Genomic DNA, 11,523 nt, shown 5'->3' with positions numbered 1-11,523 from the left:
ATACCAATGGACTATGTGAGATGGCGTCGAGATCGTCTCAGCGCCGTTCCCACAATTGCCTGGTCAAAATGCCGGCCTTGCGCTCGATCGCCTCGGCGGCGTCGAGGCACATGTCCTCGCGATAGCGCGGGCCGACGATCTGGACGCCGACCGGCAATCCCTCATGCAGGCCGACTGGCACCACGGCCGCTGGCAGCCCCAGCACGTTCATCGACGAAATGAAGCGCAGGTCGTTCCAGAACAGCTCCTTGACGCGCTGATCGCCACCGAGATCGGCGTTGACCTCCGGCGTCTTGCGCACCGAGGTCGGCATCAGCACCAGCGGATACTGCTCGAGGAAGGTCATCCAGTTCCTGATGTGGCCCGACCGCGCGGCGATCGCCTTCATGTAGCCGGCCTGGTCCAACTGATTTGCCAGCGCGATGAAGCCGTGGAACGTCTTCTGGAAGTCGGCGCTGCTCACCGCCAGCATCTGGTCCTGCTGCAACACGCGGGTCTCGGTCATGATCAGGTCGCACCAGAGCTGCCAGACCTTGTTCAGATCAGGGACCTCGACCTCGCTCACCGCATAGCCGGCATCGGCGAGATGATCGGCCGCCTTGCGTTGAAGCGCGATCACGCCGCGATCGGTCACCATGTCCTCAGGGATCTTCGCGAGCGCGACCTTGACCGGCGAGGCAGGCTTCGGACCCTGTAGCGGCGCCGGCACGTACCAGGGATCGCGCGGATCGCGCTGCGCCATCACCTCGAGGCCGAGGCGCACGTCGGCGACATGGCGCGCGAGCGGTCCCTGCGACGACATGAACTGCGCCATCAGCGGCCGTTCAGCTGTGGCTGAGGGATTGAACGCCGGAATGCGGCCCTGGGTCGGCTTGATGGTGGCAATGCCGTTGCAATGCGCCGGCCAGCGCAGCGAGCCGCCGATGTCGTTGCCATGCGCGATGGTGCCGATGCCGGCCGCGATCGACGCGCCGGCGCCGCCGGATGATCCGCCGCAGGTCACCTCCGCGTTCCAGGGATTGCGCGTCAGGCCGTGCAGCGGATTGTCGGTGAAGCCGCGCAGCGAGAATTCCGGCGTGTTGGTCAGACCAATGATGACGGCGCCGGCCTTCCTGAGATTGGCCGTCACCGGCGAATCGCCCGGCGCGATATTGTCCTTGAAGGCGACCACGCCGTTGGAATTAGCCTGACCTTCGACGTCGATATTGATTTTGATCGTCACCGGCACGCCGTGCAGCGGGCCGACCTCGCCGCCGTCACGCTTGCTCGCCGCCAGCGTCTCGTCGGCGGCTTTGGCGGCCTGCATCGCCGACGCGCCGAGGTCGACGACCACGGCGTTGAGCGCCGGGTTGGCGGCATGCATGCGGTCGAGATGGGCGCGGACCACCTCTTCCGACGTTACCTTGTTGTTCCTGATCGCCGCGGCGGTCTCGACGGCGGACCATTGCCAGATCGGTGCATTCGTCACTTGGTGTTCTCCCGTTGTGCTCAGAGCCTTGTTGTTGATTCAGTCGCGCGGATCGATCGGCGTCAGCGTCGAGGCGCGCGCCTCGATCACGGCGGCCACCGCGAGACAGATGTCCTCCCGGAAGCGGCCGGCGATCACCTGCACGCCGACCGGCACGCCACCGGCGGTCCCGGTCGGCACCACGACCGAGGGAAAGCCGAGCGCGGGCACCGCGAGCAGTGGCCGCTGGGCATCGAGCAGCGCGCGGACGACGTCAGCGTCCTCCTGATCCTGGTCGAAACGGAACGGCAGTTGCGCCGAAACCGGCAAGATGATCACGGGGCAACGCTCCTGGAACAACTGCCAAGCCCGCACGATCGAAAGCCGCTGCTCGAAACAGGCCAGCACCTGATCGCCGTCGAGTTCGGGCGCATAGGCGATGTGGCAATCCAGATTGTAGCGAGACCTCGCGTCGCCGAATTTGCGGATCATCGGCGCCAGCACGCGCCGCTCCTCATTGATGACGAGGCGGTGCCAGAGATCGGCGGCCTCCGCGAGCCGCGGCGGCAAGGTCTCCTCCACCGCAAAGCCGGCCTCCGCGAGCCAGCGTCCGGCAGCGCGGACCGCAGCGCTCACCTCCGGCGCCTCGTCGCCGAACGGCGCCGGCGCGATCGCAACCCCGATCGGCCGCTTGAGCTGTGCGCCTTGCAGCGGCACCGACAGCCAGGTGCCGTCGCGCGCGTCCGGCTGCGCCATCGCGGCGAGCGCGACGCCGAGATCGGCAACCGAGCGGGCGAGCGGCCCCTGCACCGACATCATCTGCGCGGTGATCGGCCGATCGCTGGTCGCGGACGGATTGAACGACGGAACCCGGCCCGGGGTCGGACGCAACCCGGCGACGCCGCAGGCGTAAGCCGGATAACGGATCGAGCCGCCAAAATCATTGCCATGCGCGATCGCGCCCATGCCGGAAGCGACCGCGGATGCGGCGCCGCCGCTGGAGCCTCCCGGCGTCAGCCGGCGGCTCCACGGATTGTAGGTCGCGCCGTGCAGATCGTTGTTGGTGAACCAGCGGTGCGAGAACGCCGGCGTGTTGGTGCGGCCGACGATGACGGCGCCGGCCTTGCGGAAGTTCGCGACCACCGGGCTGTCCTCGGCGGCGACGACGTCGCGGAAGGCGACGACGCCATTGGTGGTGGCGTGACCGCGCTGATCGACATTGACCTTGATGGTCACCGGCACGCCATGCAGCACGCCGAGCTCCGCGCCGGATTTCACTGCGGCGTCCGCTGCATCCGCGGCCGCCAGCGCTTCGTCCGTCAGCACCTCGACCACGGCGTTCAGCGCCGGATTGACCTGCGTGATGCGATCGAGGCTCGACTGCACCGCTTCGCGGCTCGAGATCGCACGCGTCGCGATCGCACGCGCCAGATCGACCGCCGACCAACTCCACAACTCATTCTCGCGCTGCGTGACCATTGTCGTTGCCTCCTACGCAAATCTTCAGTCGAGCCGCAACGGCTGGTGAAAGACCGGCAGGTCCATGCGGCGGTCTTCCGCGGGGACGACCACGGCCTCGGCGCTCAGCACGTGATCGAGCATGACGCGGCGGGCGCGCGCGGCGTTGCCGGAGCGGAACGCAGCCATCAGTCGCTTGTGAAACTCGATGTTCTCGCAGGTGAAGCTCGATGCGAATTCCTGCACGCCGAGCTTGCCGATCAGATGGCGGATCGCCTCGTTGACGAAGCGGGCGACCAGGCCGAGCAGCGGATTGGGACAGGCCTCGATCAGGATGTCGTGGAAGTCGATCTCGGCGTGGCGGTGGTGCTCCCAGTCTTCCGCGCCGCCGGGATGATGCTCCTGAACCGCGATCGCCCTGTCGAGCGCCGCAAAATGCGCCGCCGTGAGGTGGCCGACCACGCTGAAGGCGAGCTCCGGCTCGATCAGGCGACGGATCTGGTAGATCTGCGCCGTACTGATCGACTGGAAATAGAAGTAGTTGCTGAGCAGGCCGACGATCCGGTTGATCGACACCGGCGCGACCCGCGCGCCGCCGCCGGGCCCAGTGGTGTTCTGCACCAACCCCTGCACTTCCAACGATTTGAGCGCCTCTCGGATGGTCGAGCGGCTGCAGCCGAACATCTCGATCAACTCGCCCTCCTGGGGCAGCCGGTCGTTGGGCTGCAACCCGGCCTGGAAGATGTGGCCGCGGATCAGGTCCGCGACGGCGTCGGAGCGCTTGCGCTTGATCGAGGCGCGCCGGGACGGGTCCAGGGGTGGCAGAGCCGATTTATCCATTTTATGATCATAAATAAGATCGGAACGGATTGGCAAGGGGCGATCGCCCCAAAAGGCCCATGCCCGGAGCTCATCCGGGCATGGCGGCAAACCCAACATTCAGGAATTGGCGAGCGACGATCGCTCAGCTCGTTCCGCGCTGCGCCTCGAGGCTGCGGCTGTAGCGCGACATCGCGAAGCAGAACACGAAGTAGATCACGCCGACGAAGACGTAGACCTCGACGCTGAACGACTGCCAGGCCGGATCGACGATCGCGGTCTTCGCCGTCGTGAGCAGGTCGAAGATGCCGATGATCAGGACCAGGCTGGTGTCCTTGAAGAAGGCGATGAAGGTGTTGACCAGCGGCGGGATGACGTGGCGGATCGCCTGCGGCAGCACGATCAGCGCGTGCTTCTCCCAATAGGACAGGCCGAGTGCATCGCCCGCTTCATATTGTCCACGCGGCACCGCCTGCAGGCCGCCGCGCACGACTTCGGCGAGATAGGCGCCGGCATAGAGGATAAAGGCGATCTGCGCGCGCAACAGTTTGTCGATGTTGACGCCGTCGGGCATGAACAGCGGAAACATCACGCTCGCCATGAACAACAGGCTGATCAGCGGCACGCCGCGGATCAGTTCGACATAGAGTACGCAGAGCGAGCGGATCGCCGGCAATTTCGAGCGGCGGCCGAGCGCGACCAGGATGCCGAGCGGGAAGCCGAACGCCAATCCGAACGTCGCCAGGATCAACGTCACCGGCAGCCCGCCCCAGCGGTCCTGGGTGACGAAGCTGAGACCCAGGAAGCCGCCCCACATCAGGCAGCCGATCACGATCAATGCGGCGGCCCACAGCAGGAACAGCTCCTTGCGCCAGAAGCTGCGGCGGCTCGAGACCGCGAACAATGCGATGAAGATCAGCACCGCGAGCGCCGGCCTCCACTGTTCGTCGAACGGATAGGTGCCGAACAGGATGAAGCGGTACTTCTCGGGGACGACGGCCCAGCAGGCACCGACGCCGCGCAGCGCGCGGCAGGCGCTGGTGTCGTTGCCGGAGACGAGCCAGACCGCGTTGGCGATGCCCCATTGCCAGAGCCCGATGCAGGCCTTGCCGAGCACGAACAGCAACAGCAAGGTCATGATGCTCGACGGGATCGAGGCGAACAAATTGGCGCGCAGCCAGCCGATGGGACCGCCGAGCGCGCGCGGGGCGGGGCGCGGGCCGATCGGCAGCGGATCCTGCGGGACGTGGGCGACCGAGCTCATGTCAGCGCTCCACCAGCGCGATCCGCGCGTTGTACCAGTTCATGAACAGGCTGATGCCGAGGCTGATGGTGAGGAACACCATCATGATCAGCGCGATCGACTCGATCGCCTGCCCGGTCTGGTTCAGCGTGGTGTTGGCGACCGACACGATGTCCTGGTAGCCGACCGCGACCGCGAGCGAGGAGTTCTTGGTCAGGTTCAGATACTGGCTGGTCATCGGCGGGATGATGACGCGCAGCGCCTGCGGCAGCACGATGTGTTGCAGCACGAAGCCGCGCTTCAGCCCGAGCGCCTTGGCCGCCTCCGACTGGCCGCGCGGCACCGCCTGGATGCCACTGCGCACGATCTCGGCGATGAAGGCCGAGGTGTAGGTGACGAGCGCGATCAGCAGCGCGAAATATTCCGGCGCCAGGGTCAGGCCGCCGACGAAGTTGAAGCCGCGCAGCTCCGGCAGCGTGATGCTCCAGCTCGCGCCCGAGAGGAAAGACACCAGCGCGGGCAGCGCGACGATGAGGCCGAGCGCGTAGGGCCAGGCCGGCCGCGCCCGGCCGTCGCGCACCTGCTGCGCGATCAGACGGCGCCTCACGATCGTGAAGGCGACAACGCCGGCGACCAGCGCGAGGACCGTCCACCAATTGGCCTCATGCAGCGGGACCGAAGGCAGGATCAATCCGCGATTGGAGAGAAAGACGCCCCCGATCGGCTTCCACGCCTGGCGCGCCGCCGGCAAGCCCTGCATCAGCACGTACCAGAACAAGAGCTGAAGCAGCAGCGGCAGGTCGCGCAGCACCTCGACATAGACGGCGGCAAGTCGCGCCAGCAGCCAGTTCGACGACAGCCGCGCGATGCCGACCAGCGTGCCGATCACGGTCGCCAGCACGATGCCGATCACGGCGACACGCAGCGTGTTGACGACGCCGACGATGAAGGCGCGCAGATAGGTGTCCTTCGGCGTGTAGTCGATCCAGCTGTCGGCGATCGGCATGCCGGCCTCGCGGCCGAGGAAGGCGAAGCCGGTCGAGATGCGCCGTACCGAGAGATTATGGACCGCGTTCGACCACAGGAACGCGACGACGGCGACTGCAATGGCAACCACCAGGACCTGCCAGAACAGGCCGGCGACGCGGGGATCGCTGAGCGAAAGCCGCCAAGGCCGGGCGGGTGGGCGTTTCGGCGTCGATGTCGTCACAGCACAAGGATCCCGGTGAGAAGCGATCTTCTGCCATGCGCTATGTGCGCGCGTCATATGTTGCACCAAATTGATAACTGTGCAACATATGTTTCATGGCCCAGGCTCAGCCGAAACCATCGCCCTTGACCGAATTGTGCAGCGCATTGCCGTCGCTGCCAATGCGCTTGCAGGAGGTTGGTCGGTTTGTCGCAGCCAACGATTACGACGCCACCACCCGCTCGATGCGCGAACTCGCATCCGTCGCCGGCGCCGATCCCGCCTCCTTTACCCGTCTGGCAAAAGCGCTCGGCTATTCCGGCTGGGACGAATTGCGCGCCGCACTCACCGAGGCGCGACGGCCGGCGCAGGGCTCGCCGTTCTCCGGTCGCGCGAAAAGCCGCCGCGGCGGACCGAATGCCGACGTCAAACTGGTTCACGACAAGCTCGAAGCCGAAGCCGCCGGGCTAGCACGCATTTCCGCGAACGCAATAGCGGACGCCGCGCGTACGCTGCACACGGCAAACCGGATCTGGATCACGGGCTTTCGCAGCTGCCGCAGCGTGGCGGAACTGCTGACCTATCAGCTCCGCCTGTTCCGTCCCGACGCCGTGCAGCTGGTCGGCGGTTCCGGTCCGTTCGATCTCGACCATGGCGCCTTTCGCGCCGAGGATGCCGTGGTCGTGATCGGCTTTGCGCCCTACACTTGGGTCAGCGTCGAGACGGCGCGTGCGGCGCATCAGGCGCGCGCCACGCTGATCGCGATCGCCGACACGATCAGTGCGCCGATGGCCGAGGGCGCCGATCATCTCTTGCTGTTCGAGGCCGCCTCCTCGCCCGGCTTCTTCCCGAGCCTCACCGGCGCGATCGCGGTGGCGCAGTCGCTCGCCGCCGTCGCCTTCACGCTCGGCGGCGCCGGAGCGAAACGCAAGCTGGAAGAAACCGAAGGCCGGCTTGCCAGGATGTCGCAATATACTGTCGAGAAAGGATGAGTGTCATGGCAGCCAACAAGAGCCGCGTGATGCATCGCAGCCTGCGCGAAACCCCGCCGAAAGCGATCGGCGGCGACGGCGTCTGGCTGATCGCGGAGGATGGCCACCGCATTCTCGACTCCTCGGGCGGCGCGGCGGTGTCGTGCCTCGGCCATCAGCACCCGCGCATTCTCGCCGCGATCGCCAAGCAAGCGTCGAAGATCGCCTATGCACACACCGGCTTCTTCTCCTCCGAGCCCGCCGAAGAGCTCGCCGAACGGCTGGTCGGCCACGAGCCCGGCGGCCTCGGCTATGTCTACTTCGTCAGCGGCGGATCGGAGGCGATCGAGGCTTCGATCAAGCTGGCGCGGCAATATTTCATCGAGCGCGGCGAGCCGAAGCGCGCGCGCTTCATCGCTCGCCGCCAGAGCTATCACGGCAACACACTCGGCGCGCTGTCGGCCGGCGGCAATGCCTGGCGCCGTGAGCCCTATGCACCGCTGCTGTCGCCGTCGTTCAGCCATGTCACCCCAGCTTTTGCCTATCACGAGAAGCGCGACGATGAATCGGAGGCCGCGTTCGTGGCGCGCCTTGCCGCTGAACTCGATGCCGAATTCCAGCGGCTCGGCCCCGAGAACGTCGCCGCCTTCATCGCCGAGCCGGTGGTCGGCGCCACCGCCGGCTGCGTGCCGGCGCCGGAGGGCTACTTCAAGGCGGCGCGCGAGATCTGCAGCCGGCACGGCGCGCTCCTGATCCTCGACGAGGTGATGTGCGGCATGGGCCGCACCGGCACGCTGCATGCGTGGGAGCAGGAAGGCATCTCGCCCGACATCCAGGCGATCGCCAAGGGCCTCGGCGGCGGCTATCAGCCGATCGGCGCGATGCTTGCGAGCGGCAGCATCGTCGACACCGTACGCAACGGCTCCGGCGCGTTTCAACACGGCCATACCTACCTGGCGCATCCGCTCGCCTGCGCCGCCGCGCTCGAGGTGCAGAAGACGATCGCCGAGGAGAAGCTGCTCGATCAGGTCAAGGAGCGCGGCCGCCAGCTCGAGCAGCGGTTGATCGAACGCTTCGGCAATCACCGCCATGTCGGCGACATCAGGGGCCGCGGCCTGTTCTGGGGCATCGAGCTGGTCGCCGATCGCGGCACGCGGCAGTCGTTCGATCCCAAGCTGAAGCTGCATCAGCGGATCAAGTCCGCGGCGTTCGCCGGCGGGCTCGGCTGCTATCCGTCGGGCGGCACCGCCGACGGCCAGCGCGGCGACCACGTGCTGCTCGCCCCGCCCTATATCGCAACTTCCGGCGACATCGACATGATCGTCGAAAGGCTCGGCGCTGCAGTAGACAGCGCATTGAAAGACGTCGGTCATTAGGAGGAGGACAGAATGAGGAACGTACTGATCGCGGCGAGCCTGCTCGTCGCAAGTGTCTCAACCGCAGGCGCGGCGATGCTCGACACCATCAAGCAGCGCGGCACGCTGGTGTGCGGCGTCTCGACCGGCTTTGCCGGCTTCTCGGCGCCGGACTCGCAAGGCAATTTCAAGGGCCTCGACGTCGATTATTGCCGCGCGCTCGCCGCCGGCATCCTCGGCGATCCCGCCAAGGTGCGCTACGTCGCGCTGACCGCGCAGAACCGCTTCACCGCGCTGCAGTCCGGCGAGATCGACGTGCTCTACCGCAACTCGACGCAGACCTATCTGCGCGGCACCACGCTCGGGCTGCGCCAGGGTCCGGTCAATTTCTACGACGGCCAGGGCTTTGTGGTGAAGAAGGACCTCGGCGTGAAGGAGCTGAAGGATCTCAAGGGCGCCACCGTCTGCGTCGCGCAGGGCACCACGCATGAGGTGACGCTCGGCGATTACGGCCGCGCCAACGGCATCGATTGGAAGCCTTTGGTGTTCGATCGTCCCGACACCATGTACCAGACCTTCTTCGGCGGCCGCTGCGATGCCATGACCCAGGACGCCTCCGCGCTCGCCGGCGCGGTCGCGACCGCAGCGCCAAAGGCCGACGACTACGTCGTGCTGCCGCAGACCATCAGCAAGGAGCCGCTCGGCCCGTTCACCCGCAACGGCGACGAGGTGTGGAGCGACATCATCACCTGGCTGCATTACGGCCTGGTCGAGGCCGAGGAGCTCGGTGTCACGCAGGCCAATGTCGACGAGATGACGAAGTCGCAGGTGCCGGCGATCCAGCGCCTGCTCGGCGCGTCCGGCGATCTCGGCTCCCGGCTCGGCCTCGACAACAAATGGCTGGTGGCGGCGATCAAGGCCGGCGGCAATTACGGCGAGATCTTCGAGCGCAATGTCGGCAAGGCTAGCCCGCTAAAGCTCGAGCGCGGCCTCAACGCCACCTGGAGCAAGGGCGGCTTGATGTACGCGATCCCGTTCAAGTGACGGCCTGAGAAGCCTTGAACCTGTTGCTCCCGTCATTGCGAGCGAAGCGAAGCAATCCATCGCGCCACAAGTACGGCGATGGATTGCTTCGTCGCTATCGCTCCTCGCAATGACGAGTTGATGGATCAGCCTCCAACCTCCCCGACTTGCGGAGAGAGGGAGAAGAAAATCATGCGCATCACCCTCATTCATGCCCTGAAGCACTCGATCGTGCCGATCGAGGCCTCGTTCGCACGGCATTGGCCGGAGGCGCGGCTGATGAACCTGCTCGACGACAGTCTTTCGGCCGATCTCGCGCGCGATGGCAGGCTGACCGAGCGCATGACCGAACGCTTCCTCACGATGGGCCGCTATGCGGCCGGCACCGGCGCCAACGGCATTCTGTTCACCTGCTCGGCATTCGGGCCCTGCATCGAGGCGGTGGCACGCGCGCACGCGCCGATGCCGGTGCTGAAGCCGAACGAGGCGATGATCGAACAGGCGATCGCACGGGGAAAGCGGATCGGCCTGCTCTCGACCTTCCCGCCGACGCTGGTGTCGATGCCGCCGGAATTTCCGTCGTCCGTAACGCTGGTGCCGAAGCTCGCCGAGGGCGCGCTGGCCGCGCTCGATCGCGGCGACCGTGCCGAGCACGACCGCATCGTGGTCGAGGCCAGCAGGGACTTGCGCGACTGCGACCTGATCGCGCTAGCACAGTACAGTATGGCGCCCGCCGCCGAGCGCGTCGCTGAAGCCACCGGCCGCGAAGTGCTGACGACGCCCGACAGCGCGGTGCTGAAGTTGAAGACGATGCTCGGAATCAACTAAGCGCGCATTTGCGCACCGAGTTCCGGCGATCAATCGACTTGATTGCCCCGTAGCCGACCAACAAGTCTAACGATAATGTGCCGCACGGCCTCGGCGGAGGCTTCGTGACGTCACCTTCTGCCGTCACATAATCTTCCTAGACTTGCGTGGCCGACTTCCGGCTGAGATGAGGGCAAACTCCTGATGCGAAATGCGACTTTCCTTGTGATTGCGGCCGTCATTGCCTTTCTCGAACCGGCCGCCGCCCAGCAGGCCCCGCCCGCTTCGCCGGCGAATGCGCAACTGACGCAAAAGATGAACGCCTATGTCGGGTGCATCAACCGTCTCTCGGCACGATCGTACGAATCCCGCGACCGCTATTTTTCCTGGGCCGCCAAGAACGGTCCCACCGGCAAGGAGCGGATCATCTACGGCACCTACACGATCTACGACACAACCGACTGCAAGACGAATGTCGCGGCCGCCAATGCGGCGGAGCCGCACGACGCCGGGCTTGAAGCCGCTGCGAATGCCTATGTGGCTGCCGTCACCACGCTCGAGCCGCTGTTGAAGGAGGCGGACGACTACTACACCCAGGAGAATTACAAGGACGACAAGATGGCCAAGGGCAAGGCGCTACATCCGCGCCTGGTCGCGGCCTGGGATGCGTTCGCCGGCGCCGACAAGGCGTTGCGCGCCGGCGTCGAGGCCATCAATGACAAGCGCGCCGCCGAGCAGCTGGCCGCGATCGAGGCGAGCGAAGGCCGCAAGACGCACTACTATGTCGAGGCCCTGATGATACAGGCCAAACGCGTGCTTCGCGCGCAGCAGGCCGACAAACCCGACATCGACGCGATAACCCAGGCGCTCAACGAGTACGAGGCCACAGTGAAGGCAACCGAGGACGCCTCCGGCAAGGACGGCGACGCCAAGCTCGGCTCGATGTTCATCGGCAGCGCCAAATCATTCCTCACCACGGCGAAGCAACTGATGCGCCGGGTTCGCGACAAGGTGCCTTACAGCTCGGGTGAGAAGATGATGCTTAGCAACGTCGGCGCCGGCTGGATGGTGGAAGGATCGCCGCCCCGGCTGATGCGCGACTACAATCAGCTGGTCGACGGCTACAACCGCGGCGCCCGCATCTGAGTGGCCGTGCCCGACATTGCGGCGCTGCCTGGGGCATGATCTCCGTCATTGCGAGCCAACGGGTC

Annotated in this window: 10 protein-coding genes; 5 read left to right on the top strand and 5 right to left on the bottom strand. The window is 66.1% G+C overall.

From position 1 onward, the window contains the following. Positions 1 to 37: 37 nt before the first annotated feature. The 5 genes from CK489_RS18970 to CK489_RS18950 all read right to left on the bottom strand — a co-directional run bounded on the left by CK489_RS18970 (position 38) and on the right by CK489_RS18950 (position 6,177). Positions 38 to 1,507: an amidase family protein gene (locus CK489_RS18970; RefSeq protein WP_502694134.1), complete on the bottom strand. Its 1,470-nt coding sequence runs from the start codon at positions 1,505 to 1,507 to the stop codon at positions 38 to 40. Next, positions 1,508 to 2,926, bottom strand: a complete 1,419-nt coding sequence (locus CK489_RS18965) for an amidase family protein (RefSeq protein ID WP_095733289.1) — start codon at positions 2,924 to 2,926, stop codon at positions 1,508 to 1,510. 24 nt (positions 2,927 to 2,950) lie between these two features. Beyond that, on the bottom strand, positions 2,951 to 3,745 hold the full coding sequence (locus CK489_RS18960) for a FadR/GntR family transcriptional regulator (protein WP_158226472.1): 795 nt from the start codon (positions 3,743 to 3,745) through the stop codon (positions 2,951 to 2,953). Positions 3,746 to 3,869: 124 nt separating this feature from the next. Next, positions 3,870 to 4,988 (bottom strand): amino acid ABC transporter permease, encoded by a 1,119-nt coding sequence (locus CK489_RS18955; RefSeq protein ID WP_095733287.1) that lies wholly within the window; start codon positions 4,986 to 4,988, stop codon positions 3,870 to 3,872. Between the two features lies 1 nt (position 4,989). Continuing rightward, on the bottom strand, positions 4,990 to 6,177 hold the full coding sequence (locus CK489_RS18950; RefSeq protein WP_095733286.1) for an amino acid ABC transporter permease: 1,188 nt from the start codon (positions 6,175 to 6,177) through the stop codon (positions 4,990 to 4,992). Positions 6,178 to 6,272: 95 nt separating this feature from the next. On the opposite strand from CK489_RS18950, the gene CK489_RS18945 reads away from it, so the two are divergent. From CK489_RS18945 to CK489_RS18925, 5 genes are all read left to right on the top strand, one after another. Then, a complete protein-coding gene (locus CK489_RS18945) occupies positions 6,273 to 7,148 on the top strand; it encodes a MurR/RpiR family transcriptional regulator (RefSeq protein ID WP_095733285.1) in 876 nt (291 codons plus the stop codon). Between the two features lie 5 nt (positions 7,149 to 7,153). Next, a complete protein-coding gene (locus CK489_RS18940; RefSeq protein ID WP_095733284.1) occupies positions 7,154 to 8,503 on the top strand; it encodes an aspartate aminotransferase family protein in 1,350 nt (449 codons plus the stop codon). A gap of 12 nt (positions 8,504 to 8,515) precedes the next feature. Continuing rightward, the gene (locus CK489_RS18935) at positions 8,516 to 9,526 is read left to right on the top strand and encodes an amino acid ABC transporter substrate-binding protein (protein WP_095733283.1); all 1,011 of its coding nucleotides are present in this window, start codon (positions 8,516 to 8,518) and stop codon (positions 9,524 to 9,526) included. A gap of 171 nt (positions 9,527 to 9,697) precedes the next feature. Continuing rightward, positions 9,698 to 10,333: an aspartate/glutamate racemase family protein gene (locus tag CK489_RS18930; RefSeq protein WP_095733282.1), complete on the top strand. Its 636-nt coding sequence runs from the start codon at positions 9,698 to 9,700 to the stop codon at positions 10,331 to 10,333. A gap of 183 nt (positions 10,334 to 10,516) precedes the next feature. After that, positions 10,517 to 11,458 (top strand): YiiG family protein, encoded by a 942-nt coding sequence (locus tag CK489_RS18925; protein WP_095733281.1) that lies wholly within the window; start codon positions 10,517 to 10,519, stop codon positions 11,456 to 11,458. The last annotated feature ends 65 nt before the right edge of the window (positions 11,459 to 11,523 follow it).

The sequence above is a fragment of the Bradyrhizobium sp. UFLA03-84 genome (assembly GCF_002289535.1).
GTDB lineage: Bacteria > Pseudomonadota > Alphaproteobacteria > Rhizobiales > Xanthobacteraceae > Bradyrhizobium > Bradyrhizobium viridifuturi.
The sequence above is the reverse complement of the archived record's forward strand: the minus strand, read 5'-3'. Positions and strand labels throughout refer to the sequence as shown.

Excerpts from the sequence above, each read along its gene's own strand:
- CK489_RS18955 (WP_095733287.1), bottom strand. The coding sequence starts at position 4,988 with ATGAGCTCGGTCGCCCACGTCCCGCAGGATCCGCTGCCGATCGGCCCG.
- CK489_RS18930 (WP_095733282.1), top strand. The coding sequence starts at position 9,698 with ATGCGCATCACCCTCATTCATGCCCTGAAGCACTCGATCGTGCCGATC.
- CK489_RS18925 (WP_095733281.1), top strand. The coding sequence starts at position 10,517 with ATGCGAAATGCGACTTTCCTTGTGATTGCGGCCGTCATTGCCTTTCTC.
- CK489_RS18965 (WP_095733289.1), bottom strand. The coding sequence starts at position 2,926 with ATGGTCACGCAGCGCGAGAATGAGTTGTGGAGTTGGTCGGCGGTCGAT.
- CK489_RS18945 (WP_095733285.1), top strand. The coding sequence starts at position 6,273 with ATGGCCCAGGCTCAGCCGAAACCATCGCCCTTGACCGAATTGTGCAGC.
- CK489_RS18940 (WP_095733284.1), top strand. The coding sequence starts at position 7,154 with ATGGCAGCCAACAAGAGCCGCGTGATGCATCGCAGCCTGCGCGAAACC.
- CK489_RS18960 (WP_158226472.1), bottom strand. The coding sequence starts at position 3,745 with ATGGATAAATCGGCTCTGCCACCCCTGGACCCGTCCCGGCGCGCCTCG.
- CK489_RS18935 (WP_095733283.1), top strand. The coding sequence starts at position 8,516 with ATGAGGAACGTACTGATCGCGGCGAGCCTGCTCGTCGCAAGTGTCTCA.